Origin of the sequence: Longitalea arenae, from assembly GCF_016924755.1 — a bacterium.
Taxonomy (GTDB): Bacteria; Bacteroidota; Bacteroidia; order Chitinophagales; family Chitinophagaceae; genus Niastella; species Niastella arenae.
Genome location: NZ_JAFFJX010000002.1, coordinates 390,555 through 414,287, shown reverse-complemented (window position 1 = coordinate 414,287; position 23,733 = coordinate 390,555). Strand labels below are relative to the sequence as shown.

Here is a 23,733-nt window from a genome sequence, read left to right as displayed (position 1 = left end):
TTCACGGGTAATACGCCCCTTAAATCTAGAAATATTATGCCACAATTGCAATAGGTAGAACCAATTATTCGGTTACCTGGTCCCGGAACCAGTCGGCATATTTGATGTAATTATTGGCGATGCGGTCAATTTCTGTGTGAATTTGCGATACTACGATGTCTTTTACCTTTTTGGCAGGTACACCGGCAAAAATGGTTCCGGCGGGAACAACGGTTCCTTCCAGTACCACAGCCCCGGCTGCAATGATGGAATTGGTGCCGATATGGGCGCGATCCATGATAATAGCGCCCATGCCTACCAGTACATTGTCTTCGATGGTACAGCCATGCACAATGGCGTTATGGCCAATGGAAACATTATTGCCAACGATCGTTTGGGTGCGTTTATAGGTGCAGTGAATAACGGCGCCGTCCTGGATATTCACTTTATTTCCCATGCGTATGCTGTTTACATCGCCCCGAACCACGGCGCTGAACCATACGCTGCAATCATCGCCCATCACCACATCTCCAACTATGGTGGCATTGGGGGCAATAAAACAATTACTTCCGAATTGAGGATATTTACCTTCAACGTGTAAGATCACTGGCATGGTGTGTATAGTTTATGGTTATAGTTTGAGATGCGGTCCGGCAACAAATATCCAAATAATTCTTTGCAATCGGCCATCGTGATGATGAATCGTCTTTGATGGGAGAGTTGCAGGCTCCGGGTTTGAGGTTCATGTTACGAGGCTCCTTGCGGCCCCCTGCAATGAATTTCGCGGTTTGCAGGTAAAGCCCTTTAACCTGAAACCGTCAACTGGTAACCGGAAGCCGCTAACCGGCAACTGGTAACCCACACCAGGTAACCGGCAACCGGCAACTGGTAACCAGTAACCAGTATCTTTGCCCTGATTATGAACAAACGCGAATTATTCCTGCAGCATGTAGCGCAAACCTCACCGGCTCCCCTCGGCCTTGAGATCGTAAAAGCATCCGGCACTACCCTCCGCGATGCCAACGGTAAAAAATACCTCGATCTGATCGCCGGCATCAGTGTATGCAATGTGGGCCATTGTCATCCGAAAGTGGTAAAAGCCATCAAAAAACAGTTGAATGACTATATGCACCTGCTGGTTTATGGTGAAATGATCGAAACGCCCGAGGTGCAGTATGCCAAATGGCTCACCGATCATTTGCCGGCCTCACTGAATTCGGTGTATTTCACGAATTCGGGCGCCGAAGCAACGGAGGGCGCTATGAAGCTGGCAAAACGCTTTACCAACCGCACCCGGATCATTGCTTTCAACAAAAGCTACCATGGCTCTACCCAGGGAGCGCTCAGCATTATGGGCGATGAATATTGGAGAAATGCCTACCGGCCCCTGCTGCCCGATGTGCTGCACCTTGAATATGATGACCCCGCCTCCCTTGCCGAAATAACTACTCAAACGGCCTGTGTGATCGCCGAAACCGTTCAGGCAGAAAGGGGCGTATATACGCCTTCCGCCCAATGGATGACCGCTTTGCGGCAAAAATGTACAGAAACGGGCGCCTTACTGATCCTCGATGAAATACAGGTGGGTTTTGGCCGCACGGGTACCATCTGGGGCTTTGAACAATTCAATGTGGTGCCCGACATCGTTTTGCTGGGAAAGGCCCTGGGAGGCGGCATGCCCCTCGGTGCTTTTGTGGCCGATAAAAACATTATGCAGGTCTTTACCGAAAAACCTGTGTTGGGACATATCACCACATTTGGGGGCCACCCGGTTTGTTGTGCTGCCGGACTGGCCGCTTTTAAAGTATTGCTGAAAGAAGGGATCCTTGACCAGGTTAACAATAAAGCAGCGCTGTTCCGGGAAATGCTGCAACATCCGCTGATCAAGGCGGTACGGGTGAATGGGCTGCTCATAGCTGTTGAATTTGAGCATTTTGACATCAATAAACAGGTGATAGATGGCTGTTTGCAAAAGGGTATTCTTTCCGACTGGTTCTTATTTGCACCGGAATGCCTGCGCATAGCCCCCCCGTTGACCATTTCGCCCAAAGAAATTAAAAAAGCAGTGAAAACGATCTTACAGGTGTTGGATGGAATATCACAACCAAAGTAGCTGCATCTGGCAACTGCAACTGGTGACTGGCAACAGGTAACCGGCAACCGGCATACAACGCGCTGGTTTTTTGATTGTTAATAAACAGGCGATTCTGAAGATATCGACCAGATACCTTTAAATTTGCGCCATCTTTGATGTTGTGACGATGGGTTCACCTTTATTTAATCACTTTAAAAATAGGCTATGCGTAAAATTGATCTTATTCCTTTTCTGCTCCTTGGTTTAATGGCTTGTAACGATGGCGGCGGCGCTAAAGAAGAAGTAAATGCAGATACCGCTGCAGCAGCTTCCACAGTAGATACTTTGCATCATCATGCAGATACTTCCGGAGCCATTGCCCCGGTGCCTGAAATTCCGGCGGGCGCTAAAGTGTTCTTTGTGAACCTGAAAAACGGACAAAAAATTAAATCTCCTTTCAAGGTAGAAATGGGCGTGTCAGGTATTGCCCTCGATACAGCCGGTGTATTAAAACCAGCGTCTGGCCACCATCATATTCTGATAGATGCCGGCGACTCACTGGCTACTGGTACAGTGGTGCCAAAAGATTCTACGCATTTGCATTTCGGTAATGCACAAAAATCAGCCGAATTGAACCTGACGCCGGGAGAGCACAAACTTACCTTACAGTATGCCGATGGCATCCATCGCTCGTATGGCAGTAAACTGGCTGCTACCGTAACAGTGAATGTGCAGAAATAAATTTTTATTAAGATAAATGAACCGGGCAGATTACACTATAAGTGTCTGCCCTTTTTTATTGGCAATAACAGGACGGTGCAGGTCAGTTGTGGAATTTCAAAGGCGCAATCGATTGAGTAAGGCTAACCTATTATTAAAGTGTCTTTTTTACACAAAAAGACGATGTTATATGTCGTCGTTTTAGATGACTTATTTGTTAAAATAATGCTGCTCGTCTAAAAAATTATTTATTTAAGGTTCTGTATAATATTTTTGAAGAAGTTAAACAAGGTCTATGCAATAGCTTTGAGGGCATGACCTGCGGGGCGATTTTCTAATCGCCCTTTTTTTATTTAAACTGATCAAGAAAACCAGCTTTTTCGTTGACCCAAATCAAATATGATAATTTATTTGCAAGTCGTTTGGTACATCGGCCTTGTTCAATTGTTTTAATTAGTGATAGTCGGTTATTATTCCGGTAAAAAATGAAATCCCCCCTGAATTTCATTTTCGGTCTCAGTAACAGATTATTGTAGTTCTTTTTCTTTGTGAAGTATCGCAAATTACACTTTACCAGGAGCCAGTTCTCTGGTTCCTGTCTTTTTTATTTTTCTGGAAGGCCATTATCATTGTTGCCTGCGCTAATAGTACCATAAACGATCCCTCTCGCTTGTACATTAAAAAAACCTCCGCTTGCATAAAGCATAACGGAGGTTAAAAAAGTAAGGTTAGAACATCACTATTTACTACTCATTACCACCACAGAACTCATCTTCATCATTCACCGCTGATCATTAGAATTGTAACCTAAAGCTGCCAAACACGCCCCAGCGTTGTGAAGCTGCTTCGGGCAATGGTTGAGGTAATACCCGCCAAACAAAATCGAACCGCAATACCTTAAAGATATTATCAACACCGGTACCAAGCTCGAGGTATGTTTTACCATCCAGCGATTCGAAAATGTATGTAGATCCTGCAGGCATATTCAGCGCTTTATTCTCTTCACTTAAGCTGCCCCACAATCCTTTCACGGTATAGAACTGGCGGAACTTTAACCGCCGGGTAAGCGGTGTAAAGCGGAAAATACCGGCTCCGATATTATGTTCGAAATTAAAACCGGCATACTGATCGTGCAGGTATTGCCAGCGGTTCATTAAGCTATATGCATACTTGTTATAGTAATAGATCTCATTACCGGGCGCTACATCCAGTAACATAAACGGAAGGGTGCCAAAAGTTTTACCGCCAAATACATTGTAATAAACGGTTCCGTATGGCGATATTTTTAGGTAGTCAGAAATGCTGCCACTTAACTTACTGTATTCGTAATGGCTGTCGAACACACCCTTCATACCGCGCGTATATTTGATCGTAGTAATGGGGTAGGGACTGCCCATGCTGTAGCGGTAAAAAGTACCTTCGAGGAATTTTTCCAAATAAGCAAAACGCAGCTGAACAGAAGCCTCAAATGTATTCAATGGTGTTGTGCCACCGTTGCCATCCGTGAAGATCTCTTTTTCGGGCAGGTTCAGTAACGGGTTATAGATCTTACGAGCGCCACCCAGGGTAATAGAGAAACCGGAATGCCACTCTTTAAACAGATCCAGCTGCATCAATTCCGTTTTGAGGAATTTAATGGGCACACCGTTCTTTCTGACTGCCAAAGCAAAAATATTATCCTGGCTAACTTCATCTAAATAATTCTGTCCATAATCAATGTCTTTCGAATATTTGGCAAAAATGTATGCCCGTGGATTTTTATTGAACAACCACATGGCATCTGCCTCATATTTGAATTGCTGGTCTTTGGTGCCATAAGCCAGGTAACCATGCAGCCGTAGTTTTTTGCTGAAGTAGCGGTTAGTACCCAGGTCCCAGCGGAAACGCCATCCTTCCAGTACATTCGAGAATACCCAGTTATACCAGGGACCGATCTCATAATTACCAACATCCAGGTAACCGGTTGCCAGGAAATTAACTGTTTTCACCGCACGTTGAAAAGCGGGCAGTTTTAAGAGGGTATCGATGGTTTGGTATAATTTCTTTTCCGTTACTGTTAGTTCTTCATGACGGTTCACTGCCCAGAATGAATCGGGCGCATTATTGGCCTGGGGCGGAAATACCGTTTCTTCGATCAGTTTGTTTTTGGCCAGCTCATTGGTTACTGAGGTATCATTCACCACAATGTCTTTGTAAGTAGTGGTCTTTCTGCCGATGGCCGCTAACATTTTTTCACCCGATAACAGCGAAAGATCAACCACGAACTTATCTCTTGTAAGGAACCAGGTGCTGTCGTTCAGCAAACTGAATTCCTGGATAAGGCTCAGTTTGTTCACGTAATTCACATTGGCTTCCTTACCCAGGCGAAGGTTCATCTTCTGGATCGCGAACGTGGTGTCATGTACCCAGCAATCACCTTCGAATGTATTTTGACCTTTGTGTTTGGGTATAAAGAAAAAGTGAATGAGCCTGCGGCCATTCACCATTTGCGTATCCAGCACTTTGTAATTATAGAAGGCGTCCCCATTATCGCTGATGGGACTTACAAACTGTTTATCGAATACCGGGATGAAATTGGAGTAAAAATTGACGTTCTGATCGATACCGCCTAATAACTTCGACACACTTTCGTTATTCACCCCCAGGCTTTTGGTGCCTTTAAAAACTTCCCGGCGGCGAAGCGGCGATTTCTGGTAGTAATAATTGGAGATGGCTTCTGTAATGTAAACGGGTAAATAAGGCACGCCCTCTTCTGTGGTGTCAATATTGTTCAACACAAAATTGAACTTTTTGATGAAGGGCAGGTTCTCCCATTTTTCTTTTTTGACATTCTTGAGGTCTACTTCCAGTTTATTGTACAGTTCATAGGAGAAATTGCGGAAGCGGTAGCGGTCGTTCCTGGCTTTATGTTTTACAATGCGTTTCCACATCAGGAGGCCGCGGTCGATCTTCTTTCTTACCACTACGGCATCAAACTTACCGCGCTCCATCAAAATACTGATGTCTAAAACATTGTCTTTGACTCTTTGCAATAGAAAGCTATCGAATGGCAATTTGAAATCCCGATATCCCACGTAAGAGATGATCAGGGTGTCAGTTGGCCATTCGTTAAAACGAAAGATAAATGTTCCTGCTGAGTCGCTGAGTTTGCCAGATTTTTGAGATTTAAATTGCATAGAGGCGAAAGGGATACGTTCGTCGCTATGGGCATCTTTTACAATTCCTTTCAGTATCCTGGTTTGAGCTATTGCATTTTGGGTCAACAGTATCAACAGCAGGAGTTTAAGTGGTCTAATAGGCATTCTTATAAGGTCGGTTTGTTTCGCGGCCCAAAAATACAATAACAGAAAGAAAAGCATTTTGTTAAAACCGACAAATGGAGACCGTTTTCCCACAAAACCGCCGTTTATCCGGTGAACATAGTTTTCGTGATGGCGGAATTGGCGCTAAAGGCCGGAATTATAATATGGTAGCCGGTTTATACCAGGCTAACACCTGTTTTTACTGGTGGCGTTCGGGTATTTCCCGAATAAGTTTCCCGGTCATTCAATAATAAAGTGACAGGAACGTTGCTGCAGCCGGTTCCGGAATTGGTGTTTAACAGGCCTTTTACGGTCTTCTGTGAACCCTTTCACCGGTCATTGGCTGTATATGCTGTAACTAATTATTAGACGATCAACCGTTAGCTGATGGCTACTGCAGTCAACCGATCAAATTTTATTATTTAGGCCAATGCTGCGCAAACAAGTGTGCAGTACAGGTCCTGCCGCCCACATGCTTTAAATCTATATTTAATTCACCACGGTAGAGAGCTGACCATCATTGTTAATTTCTTTTTTCAGGCAGAAAAAGTTTGCAAATCTCAGAAATTGCTATTTACTTTGTTTTACAAAGTGCTTTATATGGATAGCCAACATCCCCCGCTGGAAACCCTGCAGGATATTAAACGAATGATGGAACGGTCTTCACGCTTTATTTCGCTGAGCGGGTGGAGCGGCATCAGTGCCGGCATATGCGCCCTGGTAGGCGCCTGGGCTGCCCAGCAGCGTATTAGCGCCTATTTGCAGGCCAAGCGCAGTGACAATTATTATCGGGGCGAAACGGAAGTGGTAAGCGGGAACGTGGCAAGCCTTTATAACGATCTGTTCTTAATTGCAGGTATCACTTTCATAACAGCATTTATTTCGGCCTTTTTATTTACCTGGGCACGCAGCCGGCGCAACGGAACGCCGCTGTGGGACCGTACTGTTCAGCGCCTGGCCTGGAATACCATCTTGCCGATGGTGATAGGTGGTCTGGTGCTTATCAGGGCTATCGAGCTGCATTATTTTGAATTGGTGGCGCCCGGCTGTTTGATCTTTTACGGTCTCGCATTGGTGAATGCATCGAAGTACACATTAGGCGAGATCCGCTATTTAGGGTACGGACAATTAATACTGGGGATTATTAATTTATGGAGCGGTGTGTACGGATTGTATTTTTGGGCTGCCGGTTTTGGCGTATTGCACATCCTGTATGGCGCCATTATGTGGTGGAAGTATGAACGGAAGCGTTAGACAATAATTTTTTTGCATGAAGAACCCGATTGAAAATCTTAATAAAATTTTTGATAGCCGCATTCGCATGGGGGTCATGAGCATTCTCATCGTGAATGAGGAGGTGAGCTTTAATGACCTTAAGAAAATGCTCGATGTAACCGATGGCAACCTGGCTTCGCATATGGTGAACCTCGAAGAGAATGGATATATTAAAGTGCATAAGGGATTTATCGGGCGAAAGACAAATACAACTTATTCAATTACCAGGGCGGGTGAAAAAGCATTCAAAGACCACATTGAAGCATTGGAAAATATGATCAAAGGCATGAAGTAATTTTTTTTGTCCTTACACTTTGAAATACAAAGCACTTTATCAATTATGAATAACAACTTATTAAAACAATTATGGCTGGCCGTCAGAATATGGCTCGTAGCCGTAATAACCAATGCAGCATTGGGAGCGTTCTATCTCGACGACTTTTCAATCACCAGGTATACCGGGCAGTTTTTTCTGGCGGGACTTCTTTGGGGAAGCGTTTTTTCTTTACCGGTTATGGCAGCATTATATTATCTCATTAAACATTGTGTGTATACCCATAAAAGCGGGTCAAAGATATTTGGCTTTGTTATTATCCTAAGCGTCTTCGTTACGGTACTTGTGTTTATATGCTTTTGGGGCCTGGTAGGTATTGGTGATTATCGGCTTATGGCCTCGCTGCTGGGGATCGCCTTGCTTTCTGGACTAATTGCCGTTTCAATTCACTACAGATCACTTATAAAACTGGGGAGTGATTACCATCAAACGTATAGCCACGAATAAAAATTCAAAAAGTATAGCCATGAACAGCCTTCAAAGTATAGCCATGAAATACGAAAATAACGACACTATGAATAGAGACCTTGTAAAAATTGTTTTGGTAACAGCAGGTGCTGTTTTGTTTAACCTCGTCTTCTGGAATGAAAAACTGGCCATTAATACTGTCTTGTTCGATGCTTTTTTATTATCGGCATTGTTCTACCTGTATCCCCAGGCCCGTAGATCTGCCGCGGTGAACTGGTTGTTGCTCGGGCACCTGGTTTGTTTGGCCATGCTCGTAGTGCATAACACCGAGCTCAGTAAAATTGCTTTTTTCATTACCTTGTTGCTGGTGGCGGGTTTTGCTGAATACAGCCACCGTTCTGTTTGGTATGCCGGTGGCTCCATGTTGATGAATATTGTAATGGTGGTGGCGTCTTTTGTAGAGCCTATCCGGTTCAGCAGGAAGCCGGCCGTTAAAGGAAAAGGCTTCAGCCGGCTTATTCGGTTTGCCGTATTCCCGCTTATATTACTGGTTGTATTCTTTTGTATTTACCGGGTGGCTAACAGTGTTTTCTCGTCAATTGCCGCCCAGATCGGTGTTCAGTTGGAATTGTTCTTTAGTCATTTTTTCGATTTCTTCTCCTGGCAACGCTTATTGTTCCTGTTGTTGGGACTGCTGATCACCGGTTCCATTCTGCTGAAAAGTAAACTGGATTACTTCAGCGTCCGTGAAGCCGGGTTGAACGACGGATTGCAAAGAACCCGCAAAACGTTACATGAGAAAAGAAGCGGCGCTTTTTTTCAATTCGTTGAATTGATCATGGGCAAAATGGCCAGCGGTATGTTGTCATTAAAAAATGAAAATACCACCGGTATCATCAGCCTCCTGTTATTGAATGTATTGTTGCTGGTAGTGAATGCCATAGACCTGAACTTCCTCTGGTTGCATTTTCAGTATAAAACAGGAGAACCCGTATACAAAATGGTGCATGAAGGAACGGAACTGCTGATCGTATCCATTGTACTGGCGATGGTGATCTTATTGTTCTTCTTTAAGGGCAACCTGAACTTTTATAAGCGGAATAAATGGTTAAAGTATGGCGCTTATGCCTGGATCATTCAGAACGCGATGTTGGTGGGCTCTGTTTTCCTGCGCGATTACTATTATATTCTCAGGCATGGCCTTGCTTATAAAAGGATAGGTGTGTTGTTCTTTTTGCTAATGGTGCTGGTAGGCCTGTTGACCGTATTCCTGAAAATATGGAGCCGGAAAACCAATTACTTCCTGTTCAGGGTAAATGCATGGGCGGGTATCGTGATCCTGGTGCTGGCAACTACCATTCACTGGGATGAATTCATTGCCGCTTATAACCTGAAAAGACAAAACACCGTTGACCTGGATGTGCCATTCCTCTTGTCCTTGTCAGACAAGACATTGCCCCTGCTCGATACCAATATAACATCCTTGCAACAACGCCAGAATCAATTACAGGTAACCATGCGCGATGTAAATGCCCCTTCCTGTGATACCTGTTTTATTGAACAGTTAAAGCAGCGGGAAAAACAATTTGCAGTTAAGCAGCAGCAGTACTCCTGGTTGTCGTGGAATTATGCAGATGCATATACAAAACGGTATTTTCAAAGGAAGAAACGCATCACCCTTACCCAATAAAGCTTATATGAAATTATTATCAGTAAGTGCAAAGCTGTGGTGGAAGACTGTATTCCTGAACGCCTTGTTTTTCGGAACATGGGCAGCCTTAACCGGTGATATTTTCGATATGCTGGGATCGGTGATCGTATTGGTGGCAGGTTATATAACTACCGTTCCATTGATCATCATCATTGCTCCATTGCTGAATATTTCAACCATGCTGCCTTACAGTATACCGGCCAGAATAGCCTGGCTCACATTCCATTTGATCATTGTCGTTGTGCTGTTCTATATGTTTTTTTCAGTCATCGAAAAGGGTGCATTATTTGTACCTGATTCTTATGCGGTTCAATTAATGCGTACCACGATAGCAGGGCTGTTGATCGCGGTATTTACAACCCGCCGATCGATTACGAAATTGTATTCGGAAATATAAGATTATTAACTATTTATAAAACGAAGTTATGAAGTCACAACAGGAGGACTTTTCAATCCGGTCAAGAATCAGAAGCTTCCGGTTTGCCTTTGAGGGACTGGGTGCTTTTTTGCTCAAAGAGCATAATGCCTGGATCCATTTTATGGCTACCATCGTGGTATTTACCCTGGCCGCCCTGGTAGGCGTTACGAAACATGAATTGCTGGCCCTGGTATTTGCGATCGGATTTGTTTGGGTGGCCGAAATGTTCAATACCTGTATCGAGCGGGTAATGGATTTTGTTTCTGATCAGCGGCACCCTGAAATAAAATTCATTAAAGACCTCGCTGCCGGCGCCGTACTCATTGCGGCGCTCACTGCAGTGGTGGTAGGCCTCGTTGTATTCATTCCCAAACTATTTTAAAATGAAATTAGCGCAAATAAAACGTTTTGGTAAACCGGCGAATGGCTATGCCTTATCATCAATTAAGTTACCCGGCAGTGAAATAGATCGCATGCTGGCCCTGTCAATGGCCTTTAGTATCGCCCTTGTGCTGGCGCGCATTGTGTATACCGACCGGTTCACCTTCATCTTCATGAACTGGAATCTTTTCCTGGCCTGGCTGCCCTATATGATCTCGTCGTGGTTGCAAAAGCGGCCGGCCTTGCAGGCCCAGCCCGGGAAGTTTGCCATGATCTCATTCGTATGGCTGCTGTTTGTCCCTAACTCATTTTACATTCTTACCGATCTTTTTCATTTGGGAAAATATCACAATGTGCCCAATTGGTTCGATCTGGCATTGATCATTTCTTTTGCCTGGAATGGGTTGTTGCTCGGCGTTTTATCGGTACGGCAAATGGAAAAAATGATCCAGCCATACTTACGGGGCAAACATGAGCTGTTATTCATTTATCCTATCATGTTTTTAAATGCATTGGGCGTTTATATGGGCCGTTATCCCCGCTTCAATAGCTGGAATATCATTACCAATCCCCTGGGCGTTGTGGCTTATTTGGTAAAAATGTTCTTACATCCGGTACAGCATGTGTATGCCTGGGGCATGGTTGCCTGTTTCTCGGTTTTTATGACGCTTGTATACCTCACCATAAAAAGATTGCATAAAGCTATTCACTGATCCAGACGCTATACGTGCTCCGCATGCGCGAGCCCTTCCAATATAGCGGTTGGTTTATCCACAAAAAGGCGCTTTGTTCTCATAGCGCCTTATTTTTTTGATCAGTTACCTGTAAAATAAAAAGCCCCCGGTTTTCCGGGGGCTTTAAGTATTGTTGTTAACGGCAATTAAAAGTCTACACCCATGGCAAAATGTAAATAGGGTTTTCCTTTGAAGAACACATTCATTTCCCAGCCCGCATCGAGGCGAAGGAAATAACCCAGCAGGGTGCTGCGGGCGCCAAATCCATAACCGCCAACAAAAGGTCCTATGCCACCGGCTTTGATGAGCACCTGTGTTTGTGGAATATCAGGGTTTGTATATACCACCTGTGGTCTTGCCAGTTTGCTGTAGGTACCGTTCCAGGCGCTGCCCAGGTCGATGAACTGTATAAGCTGGAAATTGCGCAGGAAGGCATTGTTGATCGGTTTATTGAACAGGGTAGAAAAGACCGGTAAGCGGAATTCGCTGTTGATGATCACCGCATTATTACCATTGGCCACGTTTTGCGGGAAACCGCGCATATTCACTGCCAGTGACTGGAAGGCGTACGTAGGATCCGCTGGCCTCGGATTCTCACTGTATTTGGGGAACATCCAGCCATCTACACCACCCAGATAGTAAACGATTTTCTGGCTGCCCCACGAGAAATCGCCTGCTACACGGCCGGCCCAAATGAAATTCCGGTAAATGGGATAATAATAACGGCCGTCAAAACCGAAGTTATATGTGAAACGTCCAGGCTTCAGGTTGCCTTCAGATGGTTTACTGATCTGGCCATTGAGGTCCATATAGATCTTATACCGCAAGCCGTTCCAGATATTGGTTGCTTTTTGAATGGCGTCATCATGTACGTATTCCAGGCGGGTAACCGCAAAGGTTTGTTTGTTGAGGTCCTGTGTTTTCAGGGTTACCGTGTCAAACTGAGTACCACGCACCACCACTTTATCGGTACGGATACCGGCAGATAAGCGGATGCTGCGTACCCTGTCGAACGGATATTTGACCACCGCCTGGTACAGGTTGGTATATGATTTTCCTTCGAACTCTTCTGATGTGCCGTTCAGGCCGGATACATTGCCCAGGTCGGTACGGCGATAATAGATCAACGAGTAATCGAGCCTCTTTTTCAGGTAATCAACCCGGCCATACCACTCGCCGCCGCCATCGAACAGGGACTGGTTAACGGGTACAAAAATGTTTGTGCCGGAGCCACCGCCACCGCCAATCGAGGCGCCGGTTCCAATGCCACCGATCAGTGGCAGGCGCATTGCGCCCGTAAAGCGAATGTCTTCGAACAGATCGAAAATGGAAGCTTTCAGCATACCGTTGAAAGCCCCGCCGCTTTGCAATACGATCGGTAATCCGCCTGTATACGGTTGGTAGCGGCTGATAAGCACGTCATTGTTAAAACCGCCGGTGAAATTGTCTACAGAGAATTTCAGTTTATAATCGAATCGTTTGGCTTTTTTCAGCACCGATTCATTTTCCTCTTCTTTGGCGTCAGGAACAGTAGGTACCAGGGGTACATTCCCTGGTTGTGGCGGTTGTGCCTGAGCACTGTCTTTTTTCTCTTTCTCAAATCCGGTCTCAAAAATATCGCTGACTTTCTGGTTATCGGGTTGGGTGCTTGTTTTGTTGAACTGTATCGCTGCCCCGCTGGCCGCCTGTTCGGCTATAATGGTCTTTCGCCGGTATTCTGTAGGCCGGGGGTTAAGATTACGTCTGCGCAGTGTAGCGTCATCTACTTTTAGGCGATATAAGAACTTCAGGTTTCCCTGTTGCCTTACTTCACTTACCTGGCCCTGGTAACCGGCTATTTTGGTTTCCAGGAGGGCGCTTTGGTAGTTGGTGATGGGGAACACATAGGCCGAATCGTTGGTCACTGAAAAAGTGAATACAGAATCGGGTTCCGTTTTACCCCAGGCTTTCAGCGTTGAATCGATCTCCATGGGATCAGGGTTGCGCAATACCTGGTCGCCTACCAGTACCACCGTATCGAGGCCGGCCCGTACGGTGTTGAAGAAGCCGGCAAATCGGTTGGAGATCCCGGTTTCATCACTTACAAAAGTGAAGTGGTAGGTATTATACTGCATGGGAAAGCGCGCATTCCCATACTTCATTTTTGTTAACTGGGTGATCTGCCTGAACTCGCTCTTATTATAAACGTCGGTCAGGAAAATATTAAAGCGTGGGGAAGCCACGGCTGTATCGCCGCCCCGGGTGGTAGCGTCGGGCCGGTTGCTGGAGAAAATGATACCTGTTTTATTGGGGAAGGCTACAAAACTTGCGTCGAGGTCGGCATAAGCATCGTTGGTAACCTGCTCGTAGGTGTCTTTTTCGATATCGTAAATGTAAATGTCTGACTGACCGTTGCGAACAGCACTTAACAGCAGGGTATTGGAGTTCAGCATGAACTTCATATCCTGGATCTGTTCAAAATGGGGTATTACCTGTTTTACCCGTTTGAAGCGGGCTACCATATCGTACACGAACAAGTTCACTTTCCCTTCCGACCAGTAAATGCAGGCGAGGCGGGTGCCTTTGCCATCCCAGGCGAGCAGGGGATAATTGGGGTTGATCTCGTTCTCGTTCGCCCGCACGCCTGTTTTTAACAGCACCTTTCTAACTGTCATATTATCCCACAAAACGACCCGGTACTGACCTTTGATAAATTCTACTACTGCATAGGTTTGACTGCGGGGCGCCGGGTTGGCGGTAAAATGAAGAAAGTCTTTATTGTGGGTCACTTCTTCAACAATGGCGACCGTTCCTTTAGGGATATCGCGCCGTCCGCGCAGGTCCTTCTCATACAATTCCGTTCTCTCCATCATGAAATCCTTCAGCACTTCCTTGAACTTCTTTTTGGCTATGCGTTGAGAGGCGCTGTTCAGGTTGCGGTACACCCGCGACAGGTATAAGAAGTAGGTGACGTTCTCTTTTTTATATTTTTCAGCCAGGTAATGCCAGAATGCGTGTCCGGCCAATAGCGGCTTTTCATAAGCCAACTGGTAAAAGTTACGGTATTCGCCTGAAAGCAGGGCCAGTTTCAACTCATTATCGTATTCGGGGCTCCATTCTTCAGCAACATAATCAACGTAACCGTCAACCAGCCATTTGGGAAGGTCGAGCAATGCCTGGTTGGTAGCAAACTCACCCAGGTCGTCACCGAAAAGGATATTATCTACCAGGATACGGGCAATACCCTGCCGGATCTGTTTGCGCAATTTCGAATGATCGCCATCGAAGTAGATCACCATTTTGTTATTCACCAGCTTGGTGGTTCCCCCGGTTGTTTGCCAGTCGAGGTTCAGGCCGATATTCGATTGCCGTAATTCATCAAAATGATTGTATATAACAATATTGGCGCGGCGTTGCAGGCCGTATTCTACAAATTGTTCCAGACCGGGCAATTCACTTTCAGCCACCTGTGCTACATAGTTAGCGATGGTTTGACCATTTTCATAGAAATATGTATTGAAATTGGTAGTCTGGTAATATTGCCATTTGAATTTACGGTACTGAACCCGGTTTTTTCCAAACTCCACAGTATTCACCTGGGCGAATAGTACGGATGGCAGTAACAAGGCAAGTAGTAAAGGGAACGAATAAAATACTTTTGTCTTTGGCTGAATCTGATGAAATTGCATAGCCTGTCTTTAAATGTTTTAAAGTTAAAACAATCCATAATACCGCGAAAATCAATTATAATAAGGTACGAGTATGCTAACAGTTACATCTTTTACATTTAGTCCGGTTCAGGAGAATACGTATGTGGTGCATAACGAGACGGGCGAATGCTGCTTTATCGACCCCGGCTGCTATTTCGGCAATGAACGCAATGAATTAAAAGAATTTATACAAACTTCCGGCCTCACGCCTAAATATTTGTTAAATACCCATTGTCATTTAGACCACGTATTCGGAAACAAGTTCATCCACGATACCTGGGGACTCACCCTTCATTTGCATGAAAAAGAAAAGCCACTGCTGGAATATGCGCCAACCTTTGCTGTATCCTGGGGGCTGCCCTTCGATAATTACAAAGGCGACCTTATCTTTTTACGCGAAGGTGATACCCTAGCGTTGGGTAACGATACATTACAGGTACTGTTTACGCCTGGTCATTCGCCCGGACATATTGCATTTTATTGTCAGGCGCAGCAGTTTGTGCTTGGCGGCGATGTATTGTTTCAGCAAAGCATTGGCCGAACCGACCTGCCGGGCGGAAACCTGGAAACCCTTCTTGCCAGCATCCGCAGCCAGTTATTTGTTTTACCCGACGAAACGGTAGTGTACCCGGGCCACGGCCCCCAAACGACCATCGGGTATGAGAAAAAGCATAATCCTTTCCTCAGGGACTAAGTACCGATTGCTGATTGTGATTTTGGGATTTAGGATTTAAAAATCCGTAAATCCCGAAATCTCAAAATCCCGAAATCAGAAATCTCTAAATCAGAAATCTCTAAATCCTATATGAATTTGTAGATCATTTTTCCAACATAAGGCAGTCTGCTGAATTCCTTGCGCTCTATCCGAAGTATGAATACGAGGTAGCCAAGCGTGAACAGGGTTGCCAGGGTGAAATTCAACCAGGAGACGGGCCACCAGCCGGTGATGCCACGATGAATAAAATATAAAATGGCTACTATTACCATATAAGCGCAAAGCTTTTTGGTAGCGTAGGGGATCGGATATTTTTTTTGTCCCCATATGTATGAAATAGCCATCATGCTTCCGTAGCAGAAAAAAGTAGCCCAGGCACAGGCCATATAACTGAACCGGGGAATAAAAGCCGCATTAATTCCCAGGGTAATAAAGGCCCCGATGAGCGTGATCCAGGCGCCGGCCGAGGTTTTCTGTGATAACTTATACCAGATGCTCAGATTATAATAAATGCCCAGGAACATATTCGCAAATAACAGAATGGGCACTACTGAAAGCCCTTTCCACATGGCTTCATTTTGAATAAAATGTTTCCATACATCCAGGTAAAGCGCCACTACCAGGAACATGAGGGTAATGGTGATCACGAAGAATTTCATAACCCGGGCATAAGTTCGGGGCGCATCTTCCTGGGTGGCCTGTTTAAAGAAAAATGGTTCGGCGCCCATGCGGAAGGCCTGGATAAAAAGTGAGATGAGGATGGCCAGTTTATAACAGGCGCTGTAGGTACCCACTTCAAAGCGGGCAGCCTCCTGGTTTTGAACCGGTGCCCACCAGCCCAACATGATCCGGTCGAATGTTTCGTTGATCATGCCGGCAAAATTGGCAAAGGCCAGTGGTAAGGCATACACCATTACCTCCTTCCATACCGAAAGGTCAAACTTGAGATCGAAGGCGAATAATTCTTTTCGTAATATGATAAGCTGGTAAAAAGATTGAATGGCATTAGCCAGCAACACATAACCTACCCCAAAATCTTTATTGTAAACCAGCAGGAGCGGACTATTGGCATTTTGTTCCAGCAGCCGGGGGCAAACCGACAGAAAGAAATAGATCACAGCGATATTGATCAGAATACCCGTTACCCGAACCATGGCGAATTTAACCGGCCGGTTTTCCTGCCTCAGTTTGGCAAATGGCAGGGCCGACAAGGCATCGAAGGCAATGATCAATATGCTTAAGGTTATATATTCCGGGTGGTCCTCGATGGATACCAGGTGGGCAAATGAATCATTAAAAAGTATAAGCAGCGCCGATAAGAAAAAAGTACTGGTGAAAATCGAAATAGAAAGGGTATTGTAAATGTTTTTAGCGTACTCCTCCTTTTGAACATACCTGAAATAGGCAGTATCAAGGCCAAAAAGAAAAATAGTATTTAAAAATGGAATGGATGCATATACCAGGCTCATCTCTCCATAGCCTGAGCCACTGAGTTTGTAAGTCAGGTACGGAGTAAGCAGGTAATTCAGGAAACGGGCAAATATACTACTGACCCCATACCACAATGTTTGCCCCGCTAATTTTTTTATACCGCTCAATGATGTTTATTTAAAATGAATGGTCAAAATTAAGGGTTCGGTAATAATATCCTTGCAGAAGCAGCCTGTTTATGCCCGATATAGCCTGGAAATAACAATATAAATGCCCGTAAATCCGGTTTATATATAGGACCATTGATTGCCATGCCTTCAGCTGCCGGATTAGAACCTGATTAAAACATTCTGCCGCCCCCGGGTAGCCCGAATGTGTATAATGATTTTATAAGGCTACTATTGCTATCTTTGCCGCCGCATTGTATATTTAAGCTTCAAAATCCGATCACTATGAAAGTGTCATTACCCTTAATGGTCCTTGTGACCGTTATTACCTGCAGTACGCCCGTTTTTTCGCAATCCGGCGAAACGAAAATTGAATACCAGAAAAGCGATAAAATAGCCGCCACCATCGAATTCCCTTATACTGCCGAGGTGGTAGAGGATGCCATCAAAGAGTATATGGGAAAAAAAGGAGGCAAAAGCGACCGCGCTAAAAGCTTTGATGTTTATCGCAACGCCCGCCTCGACGACACGGATCCTGAAATCGTTGATGTATATTTCAAGGTAGACCGTAAGATCTTCAAAGAACGTGAGACCAGCGTGGTGTACCTGTTGATCGGCCGTCCCGGCGAGAATGTAGGCGCCCGTACTTCCGACGACCGTTTCAAGATCAGTGATTCAAAAGAACTGTTGAACAGGATGGCTCCTTATATCGATGCCTTCAACCTGGATGTTCAAATTAAACAACAGGAAGAGGTGGTGAAGAAGTCTGAAAAGAAACTGCTGAACCTGAAAGATGATCAGTATGATCTCGAAAAAAGGTTAAAGAACCTGCAGGAGAAGATCGCCCAGAACAAGAATGACCAGTTAATGCAAACGGAGGATCTGAACCGGCAGAAAGACGCCCTGAATGTTATTTTGAATAAGAAAGAAGTTAGCCAGGGCGCCAAGCTGAGCAAGCAATAAAAAAGGCACAGCGGCATAGAGGCAACAAGGCATCATCAAACTGATGGTAACTGGCTATCTGATACATCTTTTACAGCGCGGTACACTCCGGTGTGCCGCGTTTTTTATGGCAGATGCTGCCCCTTGGCGATTGCGTGATATCATGCACACTGATCATTTAGGCTGGGCAAATCTTTTATCATTGATGAAGCTGGAATCGGTAAGTGTTTTCAGGAATTCGAGCAGGTAGAATTTTTCGGCATTGGTGAGCGGGATCTTATTTTTTAACAGCGGGTCAAGTGTAGGGCCTGGCTGTATGCCGCTGCTGTAATGGTCGAGCACACTGGTGATGCTTGAAAAACGGCCATCGTGCTCATAGGGAAAGGTAAGGGCAACATTGCGCAGGCTGGGCACCTTAAATTTCAGGGAATCTTCCCGTTTATTCGTAATGCGCATTCTGCCATGATCATTAATGAATGGGTCAACCGGCAGGCCTACGTTGCGAAAACTGTTATCGGTAAATAATGGCTCGGGGTGGCAGCTGGCGCATTTCGATTGAAAAAGCGTATACCCGTTTTGCTCTGTCAGTGAAAAACTGGCCGCTCCCTGTTTTACTTTATCATATTTTGAATTGGCCGAAACCATCGAGCCTACAAATTGTGTAAGCGCCAACAGCATCCGCTGGCTGTTGATGGTGGCATCGCCGAATGCAGCAGCGAACAGGCGGGGATAGTGATCGTCCTGCTCCAGCTTTTTAATGACGTTATTCACGTCCTCAGCCATTTCATTGGGAGCGGTGATGGGCGCCAGCGGCTGTACTTCCATGTTGGTAATACCTCCATCCCAGTGCATTTCTTTCAGCCAGGCGAGGTTGAAAAGACCAGGCGCATTGCGCAGCGTGAACTGGTTATCGAAGCCATGGCTCAATGGATGATCAAAGGTGGCAAAAGCGGCAAATTGCTGGTGGCAGGAAGCACAGGGGAAATTGCCGTCTTTTGACAGGCGGCCATCATAAAATAATTTCCTGCCCAGCTCAAACCCCTCCTGCGTGAGGGGATTACCGGTAAAGGAGTATTGCGGGGCAGGGAATCCTGCTGGTATTTCCAGGTCAAGCGGGTGTGGACCGCTGTTGCCATCGCCCGATTTTTTACAGGCATTTACCAGCAGGCATCCCGATAAAAGCAATAAACAAATTCTTATCGTCCATCTAACAGCCACAATTTATTCATCGAACACAGCAGCTACTGTTGATTGAACACAGAGTCTACCGTAAACATTTTTTTATAATTTTCAGCAACCTGCATTGCCAGCTGGCCCGGGGTAGTAACTACCGGCGTTTGGGAAATTTTTATATCCCAGGGGTTATAGAACCAGTCATTGGCATCGCAGGTAATGTACATCAGGCTTTCCTGGCCAGGCTTCAGATCCAGGTTTTGCGCATAGGGGAATAATAATTCCACCTTTTTAATGACACTTTCAGCTGCCGTGAAGCCGCCGATGTGATATTCAAATTTACCAGCTTGCGGCGATCTGGGCGAAGTTCCTTCCAGTTTTGCCATGATATACCCCGTGTTCCAGGTCCAGAACATTCCATGGGCAGGATCAAGCGCGTCGGCCTGGGCGCCGCTGACATTATCGGCGCTATCTACGCCAATAGTAAAGGAGATCCGGTTATATACGTATGGAAAAATAGATATTTTAATTTCCGTAGATGCTGAATCTGCGAAATCAACCAGGTAATATTTATCGTTTGCAAGTTTGAATGTTCTACCTGAATCGGTATTGATCATTTCAAAATTGTGAATATAGAATTTGAAAGCGGTGGGGGTATATGGTTCCTTAAAATAGTTGGTATATGTTTTTCCCAGTTCTAAGGGAACAGAATCATATTGAACCACGGGTTTAAATTTCAGAATAAGGTTGTGTTCTTTTTTAGGTTCTGCGTCGAAGTGTAATTCCTTCTGGCAGGAAAGAACTGTTGTGCCCAAGAGTAAGGCAATACATAATTTGGGAAAATTAACACGGTGCAGTTGTTGAGTCAGTTTCATAGCATTCGGTGTTACGCTTACAAATCGCCGGGCCGGATCTTTCGGCGGTTGTTTTTGTGTTGTGATTGTTTCTGTTTCGTTTCAAGCCGCTTTTCCTTGGCTGCTTTCGAAGGTTTAGTGGCGATCCGTTTTTTTTCTTTTTTTAAAGCCTGTTCTATTAACGTATTTAATTTTTTTACCACCTCTTCCTTGTTCTGCAACTGGCTGCGGTGAACCTGGCTTCTTACTTGCAAAAACCCTTCCGAATTTATTTTTGTTGCCAATTTCTTTTGAACAGTTGCTTTTTGTTCATCACTTAAAATCAGTGAATTAGATATATGAAAATAACCCTCCACCATGGTCTCCACTTTGTTTACGTTCTGCCCCCCCTTTACCACCGCTACGCGCAGTTTTAAATTGAATTTCTCTTGAAACATCTATCTTCATTTCATAAAGGTAAAACTAATTTACAGGTACTATGCGAGCGGTAATACAACGGGTAACGCAGGCGAATGTTGTGATCAATGATAATATACGTGCTGCCATTTCAAAGGGTTTGCTTGTTTTGGTAGGAATTGAAGACAGCGATAGCAGGGAAGACATCGAATGGCTGAGCGGCAAGATCATTAACCTGCGTATTTTTAATGATGTCATGGGCGTTATGAATGAATCGGTAAAAGAACAGGGTGGCGACATCCTCGTCGTAAGCCAGTTCACCTTACATGCTTCTACCAAAAAAGGAAACCGGCCCTCGTATATCAAAGCATCCAAACCACCCATTGCCATTCCCTTATACGAGCAATTTGTGCAGCAACTGCAAGCGGATCTTGGCAAACCCGTGTTCACCGGTGAGTTTGGCGCCGATATGAAGGTGTCTCTGTTAAATGACGGACCGGTAACGATCGTTATCGACACAAAAAATAAAGAATAAAAAATGCTAATGTGATAATTGTCTAATATGCTAATTTGCTGAGAAAACCAAGAGCGAGCCTTAAGAGCCACGATATATTCACCCCATTCACCATTCACAATATGGAAATCAAAGAAGCGCAACAACAGGTTGATCACTGGATAAAGACCGTAGGCGTTCGTTACTTCAGCGAACTAACCAATATGGCTATACTTACTGAAGAAGTTGGCGAACTCGCGCGCATCATGGCCCGTAAATATGGCGATCAGTCGTTCAAGGAAAGTGATAAACATAAAGACCTGGCCGATGAAATGGCCGATGTATTATGGGTGCTTATCTGCCTGGCCAACCAAACCGGCGTCGATCTCACCGAAGCACTGCAAAAGAATTTTGAGAAAAAGAATATTCGGGATGCTAACAGGCATAAAGATAATCCCAAGCTGAATAGTTGATGAAGTTGATGTCGTTGTAAAGTTGACAGGTTTGCCGGGGGCAAAAAAAGCTCACGCGTGCGAACTTTTTCCTGTCCGGCCGGAAATGCTGGGATGAAAAGTCCTTGTCAACTTGTTAACTCTATTAACTGATCAACTATTATATTTGCATCCTTATGGCAACAGATAACAACAGGTTCCAGGCAATTATTTCGCATTGTAAAGAATACGGTTTTATTTTTCAGTCCAGTGAAATTTACGACGGGCTCAGCGCGGTTTACGATTATGGCCAGTGGGGTAGCGAGCTCAAAAAAAATATCCGCGATTACTGGTGGAAGAGCATGACCCAGATGCATGAGAACATTGTGGGTATCGATGCTGCCATTTTTATGCATCCCACCACCTGGAAGGCCAGCGGTCACGTGGATAATTTCAGCGATCCCATGATCGATAATAAGGACAGTAAAAAACGCTACCGGGTAGATCACCTGCTCGAAGCAAAAGCTGATGAACTGGAAAAAGAAGGTAAAAAAGCCGAAGCCGACGCCCTCCTGGCCACAATGGATAAGTTACTGGCTGCCAATGACTATGAAGGTTTAAAAAAGCTTATTGAAGACGCTAATATAAAATGTGCCATCAGCGGTACTAAAAACTGGACGGAAGTACGTCAGTTCAACCTGATGTTCAGCACCCAGCTGGGAAGTGTATCTGAGGAAGCCAGCGAAATTTACCTGCGGCCTGAAACTGCCCAGGGTATTTTTGTGAATTTCCTGAACGTACAAAAGACCGGCCGCATGAAGATCCCCTTTGGGATCGCCCAAACCGGCAAAGCTTTCCGGAATGAGATCGTTGCCCGCCAGTTCATTTTCCGCATGCGCGAATTTGAACAGATGGAAATGCAGTTCTTTATTCGTCCCGGTTCTCAGAAAGAGTGGTACGACTACTGGAAAGAGGAGCGTATGAAATGGCACCTGAGCCTGGGAATCCCTAAAGAAAAATTCCGTTTTCATGATCACGTAAAGCTGGCTCACTATGCTGATGCCGCCTGCGATATAGAATACGAATTCCCCATCGGTTTTAAGGAACTGGAAGGTATCCATTCCCGTACTGACTTCGATTTGCGCAATCACCAGGAGTACAGCAAAAAGAAAATACAGTATTTCGATGCAGAGATCAACCAGAACTATATTCCTTATGTAGTGGAAACTTCCGTAGGGCTTGACAGGACCATCATGATGGTACTAAGCGAAGCTTATACCGAAGAAGACCTGAGTACGCCTGAAAAGCAAGACAGCCGGGTTGTATTGAAGATCCCACCAAAACTGGCGCCCATAAAACTGGCGGTATTGCCATTGGTAAAAAAGGATGGCCTGCCCGAAATAGCCCGGGAGATCATGGATAACTGTAAGTCGCATTTCCGTTGTTTTTACGAGGAAAAAGACACGATTGGAAAGCGTTACCGTCGTATGGACGCCATCGGCACGCCCTTCTGCATTACCATTGATAAGCAAACCAAAGAAGACGGAACAGTGACCATCCGCCACCGCGATTCCATGCAACAGGATCGTATTCCTGCCAGCCAGGTGCGGGAATTAGTGTCCAAATACTTAGTATAGTGTGGTATAGACATTGCATTAATTGAAATGTTTTATGGGGAAACTACTCTTTTAATTTATGTCTAAGCTTGTATATTTGTTATCTCCTTAAAACAAACCATGTGAATCAAATGGCTAGCCTATGCTTTTAATTAAACTATTAATTGACGTTCCCGTACTGGCCGGCATTATAGTGATTGCATTTGCCACGGGCTTCCTGCTCCGCAGCGCCCGGTTGAAAAAACAAAAGAAGCGGATCTTCGAACTGGAGAAGGAAATGATGGCCAGTCATGCAGAAATCCTTGAATTACAGAAAGAAAGATTAGAGCTGGAAGACAAGCTCAAAGGCTCATCCAACATTCCTGTAATTCCGATCACGGCTAAAGAGGAGAAAAAATCAGACAAGCTGCAGGATAAATCAGCCGGAACCAAGTAAACATCCTGCCCTGTTCATTCCCGTTTCTGATCTCTTGTATCTCCTTTGTCCTGC

General features: G+C 45.0%; 23 protein-coding genes. 16 read left to right on the top strand and 7 right to left on the bottom strand.

Annotated features, from left to right (window positions below; all coding sequences use genetic code 11):
• Positions 1–64: 64 nt before the first annotated feature.
• Positions 65–592 carry a gamma carbonic anhydrase family protein gene (locus JT717_RS06670; protein ID WP_205509420.1) on the bottom strand — a complete coding sequence of 176 codons (528 nt, stop codon included), beginning with the start codon at positions 590–592 and terminating at the stop codon, positions 65–67.
• Positions 593–898: 306 nt separating this feature from the next.
• Between JT717_RS06670 and JT717_RS06665 the strand changes: the two genes are divergently transcribed.
• A complete protein-coding gene (locus tag JT717_RS06665) occupies positions 899–2,092 on the top strand; it encodes an aspartate aminotransferase family protein (RefSeq protein ID WP_205509419.1) in 1,194 nt (397 codons plus the stop codon).
• Positions 2,093–2,278: 186 nt separating this feature from the next.
• Positions 2,279–2,794 (top strand): DUF4399 domain-containing protein, encoded by a 516-nt coding sequence (locus JT717_RS06660; protein ID WP_205509418.1) that lies wholly within the window; start codon positions 2,279–2,281, stop codon positions 2,792–2,794.
• A gap of 773 nt (positions 2,795–3,567) precedes the next feature.
• On the opposite strand, the gene JT717_RS06655 is transcribed toward JT717_RS06660, so the two are convergent.
• Entirely contained in the window at positions 3,568–6,075 is a 2,508-nt protein-coding gene (locus tag JT717_RS06655) for a DUF5686 family protein (protein WP_205509417.1), read from the bottom strand.
• A 74-nt stretch (positions 6,076–6,149) separates the two neighbouring features.
• Here JT717_RS06655 and JT717_RS06650 point away from each other — a divergent pair, with 74 nt between their 5' ends.
• The 8 genes from JT717_RS06650 (at position 6,150) to JT717_RS06615 (ending at position 11,315) form a co-directional block, all read left to right on the top strand.
• Entirely contained in the window at positions 6,150–6,326 is a 177-nt protein-coding gene (locus JT717_RS06650) for a hypothetical protein (protein WP_205509416.1), read from the top strand.
• Between the two features lie 349 nt (positions 6,327–6,675).
• Complete coding sequence (locus tag JT717_RS06645; RefSeq protein WP_240347869.1) at positions 6,676–7,329, top strand: hypothetical protein; 654 nt, start codon at positions 6,676–6,678, stop codon at positions 7,327–7,329.
• Positions 7,330–7,345: 16 nt separating this feature from the next.
• Complete coding sequence (locus JT717_RS06640; RefSeq protein ID WP_205509414.1) at positions 7,346–7,645, top strand: winged helix-turn-helix domain-containing protein; 300 nt, start codon at positions 7,346–7,348, stop codon at positions 7,643–7,645.
• A gap of 45 nt (positions 7,646–7,690) precedes the next feature.
• On the top strand, positions 7,691–8,131 hold the full coding sequence (locus tag JT717_RS06635; RefSeq protein ID WP_205509413.1) for a hypothetical protein: 441 nt from the start codon (positions 7,691–7,693) through the stop codon (positions 8,129–8,131).
• 19 nt (positions 8,132–8,150) lie between these two features.
• A complete protein-coding gene (locus JT717_RS06630; RefSeq protein ID WP_205509412.1) occupies positions 8,151–9,782 on the top strand; it encodes a DUF4153 domain-containing protein in 1,632 nt (543 codons plus the stop codon).
• A 7-nt stretch (positions 9,783–9,789) separates the two neighbouring features.
• On the top strand, positions 9,790–10,200 hold the full coding sequence (locus JT717_RS06625) for a hypothetical protein (protein ID WP_205509411.1): 411 nt from the start codon (positions 9,790–9,792) through the stop codon (positions 10,198–10,200).
• Between the two features lie 28 nt (positions 10,201–10,228).
• On the top strand, positions 10,229–10,603 hold the full coding sequence (locus JT717_RS06620; protein WP_205509410.1) for a diacylglycerol kinase family protein: 375 nt from the start codon (positions 10,229–10,231) through the stop codon (positions 10,601–10,603).
• A gap of 1 nt (position 10,604) precedes the next feature.
• Positions 10,605–11,315, top strand: coding sequence for a DUF1361 domain-containing protein (locus JT717_RS06615; RefSeq protein WP_205509409.1), 711 nt, complete (start codon positions 10,605–10,607; stop codon positions 11,313–11,315).
• Between the two features lie 167 nt (positions 11,316–11,482).
• On the opposite strand, the gene JT717_RS06610 is transcribed toward JT717_RS06615, so the two are convergent.
• On the bottom strand, positions 11,483–15,004 hold the full coding sequence (locus JT717_RS06610) for a hypothetical protein (protein ID WP_205509408.1): 3,522 nt from the start codon (positions 15,002–15,004) through the stop codon (positions 11,483–11,485).
• A gap of 73 nt (positions 15,005–15,077) precedes the next feature.
• Between JT717_RS06610 and JT717_RS06605 the strand changes: the two genes are divergently transcribed.
• Positions 15,078–15,719 (top strand): MBL fold metallo-hydrolase, encoded by a 642-nt coding sequence (locus tag JT717_RS06605; protein WP_205509407.1) that lies wholly within the window; start codon positions 15,078–15,080, stop codon positions 15,717–15,719.
• A 107-nt stretch (positions 15,720–15,826) separates the two neighbouring features.
• Here JT717_RS06605 and JT717_RS06600 read toward each other — a convergent pair whose 3' ends face one another.
• Positions 15,827–17,338, bottom strand: coding sequence for an oligosaccharide flippase family protein (locus JT717_RS06600; RefSeq protein WP_205509406.1), 1,512 nt, complete (start codon positions 17,336–17,338; stop codon positions 15,827–15,829).
• A 285-nt stretch (positions 17,339–17,623) separates the two neighbouring features.
• Between JT717_RS06600 and JT717_RS06595 the strand changes: the two genes are divergently transcribed.
• Positions 17,624–18,301 (top strand): hypothetical protein, encoded by a 678-nt coding sequence (locus JT717_RS06595; RefSeq protein ID WP_205509405.1) that lies wholly within the window; start codon positions 17,624–17,626, stop codon positions 18,299–18,301.
• A 153-nt stretch (positions 18,302–18,454) separates the two neighbouring features.
• Here JT717_RS06595 and JT717_RS06590 read toward each other — a convergent pair whose 3' ends face one another.
• The 3 genes from JT717_RS06590 to arfB are packed head-to-tail and all read right to left on the bottom strand — an operon-like array spanning position 18,455 to position 20,744.
• Entirely contained in the window at positions 18,455–19,465 is a 1,011-nt protein-coding gene (locus JT717_RS06590; RefSeq protein WP_240347868.1) for a cytochrome-c peroxidase, read from the bottom strand.
• A 56-nt stretch (positions 19,466–19,521) separates the two neighbouring features.
• A complete protein-coding gene (locus JT717_RS06585) occupies positions 19,522–20,328 on the bottom strand; it encodes an MbnP family protein (protein WP_205509403.1) in 807 nt (268 codons plus the stop codon).
• A 17-nt stretch (positions 20,329–20,345) separates the two neighbouring features.
• Positions 20,346–20,744 (bottom strand): alternative ribosome rescue aminoacyl-tRNA hydrolase ArfB, encoded by a 399-nt coding sequence (gene arfB, locus JT717_RS06580; protein WP_240347867.1) that lies wholly within the window; start codon positions 20,742–20,744, stop codon positions 20,346–20,348.
• 41 nt (positions 20,745–20,785) lie between these two features.
• Here arfB and dtd point away from each other — a divergent pair, with 41 nt between their 5' ends.
• The 4 genes from dtd (at position 20,786) to JT717_RS06560 (ending at position 23,679) form a co-directional block, all read left to right on the top strand.
• On the top strand, positions 20,786–21,238 hold the full coding sequence (gene dtd, locus JT717_RS06575) for a D-aminoacyl-tRNA deacylase (protein WP_205509402.1): 453 nt from the start codon (positions 20,786–20,788) through the stop codon (positions 21,236–21,238).
• A gap of 101 nt (positions 21,239–21,339) precedes the next feature.
• Entirely contained in the window at positions 21,340–21,669 is a 330-nt protein-coding gene (locus JT717_RS06570; protein ID WP_205509401.1) for a nucleotide pyrophosphohydrolase, read from the top strand.
• A gap of 155 nt (positions 21,670–21,824) precedes the next feature.
• Positions 21,825–23,264, top strand: coding sequence for a glycine--tRNA ligase (locus JT717_RS06565; RefSeq protein WP_205509400.1), 1,440 nt, complete (start codon positions 21,825–21,827; stop codon positions 23,262–23,264).
• A 121-nt stretch (positions 23,265–23,385) separates the two neighbouring features.
• A complete protein-coding gene (locus tag JT717_RS06560) occupies positions 23,386–23,679 on the top strand; it encodes a hypothetical protein (protein ID WP_205509399.1) in 294 nt (97 codons plus the stop codon).
• Positions 23,680–23,733 lie beyond the last annotated feature (54 nt).

Coding starts and splice junctions, on each gene's coding strand:
- JT717_RS06625 (WP_205509411.1), top strand. CDS start 9,790: ATGAAATTATTATCAGTAAGTGCAAAGCTGTGGTGGAAGACTGTATTC.
- JT717_RS06655 (WP_205509417.1), bottom strand. CDS start 6,075: ATGCCTATTAGACCACTTAAACTCCTGCTGTTGATACTGTTGACCCAA.
- JT717_RS06620 (WP_205509410.1), top strand. CDS start 10,229: ATGAAGTCACAACAGGAGGACTTTTCAATCCGGTCAAGAATCAGAAGC.
- arfB (WP_240347867.1), bottom strand. CDS start 20,744: ATGTTTCAAGAGAAATTCAATTTAAAACTGCGCGTAGCGGTGGTAAAG.
- JT717_RS06630 (WP_205509412.1), top strand. CDS start 8,151: ATGAACAGCCTTCAAAGTATAGCCATGAAATACGAAAATAACGACACT.
- JT717_RS06650 (WP_205509416.1), top strand. CDS start 6,150: ATGGAGACCGTTTTCCCACAAAACCGCCGTTTATCCGGTGAACATAGT.
- JT717_RS06665 (WP_205509419.1), top strand. CDS start 899: ATGAACAAACGCGAATTATTCCTGCAGCATGTAGCGCAAACCTCACCG.
- JT717_RS06640 (WP_205509414.1), top strand. CDS start 7,346: ATGAAGAACCCGATTGAAAATCTTAATAAAATTTTTGATAGCCGCATT.
- JT717_RS06565 (WP_205509400.1), top strand. CDS start 21,825: ATGGCAACAGATAACAACAGGTTCCAGGCAATTATTTCGCATTGTAAA.
- JT717_RS06645 (WP_240347869.1), top strand. CDS start 6,676: ATGGATAGCCAACATCCCCCGCTGGAAACCCTGCAGGATATTAAACGA.
- JT717_RS06595 (WP_205509405.1), top strand. CDS start 17,624: ATGAAAGTGTCATTACCCTTAATGGTCCTTGTGACCGTTATTACCTGC.
- JT717_RS06610 (WP_205509408.1), bottom strand. CDS start 15,004: ATGCAATTTCATCAGATTCAGCCAAAGACAAAAGTATTTTATTCGTTC.
- JT717_RS06670 (WP_205509420.1), bottom strand. CDS start 592: ATGCCAGTGATCTTACACGTTGAAGGTAAATATCCTCAATTCGGAAGT.
- dtd (WP_205509402.1), top strand. CDS start 20,786: ATGCGAGCGGTAATACAACGGGTAACGCAGGCGAATGTTGTGATCAAT.
- JT717_RS06660 (WP_205509418.1), top strand. CDS start 2,279: ATGCGTAAAATTGATCTTATTCCTTTTCTGCTCCTTGGTTTAATGGCT.
- JT717_RS06635 (WP_205509413.1), top strand. CDS start 7,691: ATGAATAACAACTTATTAAAACAATTATGGCTGGCCGTCAGAATATGG.
- JT717_RS06570 (WP_205509401.1), top strand. CDS start 21,340: ATGGAAATCAAAGAAGCGCAACAACAGGTTGATCACTGGATAAAGACC.
- JT717_RS06615 (WP_205509409.1), top strand. CDS start 10,605: ATGAAATTAGCGCAAATAAAACGTTTTGGTAAACCGGCGAATGGCTAT.
- JT717_RS06560 (WP_205509399.1), top strand. CDS start 23,386: ATGCTTTTAATTAAACTATTAATTGACGTTCCCGTACTGGCCGGCATT.
- JT717_RS06585 (WP_205509403.1), bottom strand. CDS start 20,328: ATGAAACTGACTCAACAACTGCACCGTGTTAATTTTCCCAAATTATGT.
- JT717_RS06605 (WP_205509407.1), top strand. CDS start 15,078: ATGCTAACAGTTACATCTTTTACATTTAGTCCGGTTCAGGAGAATACG.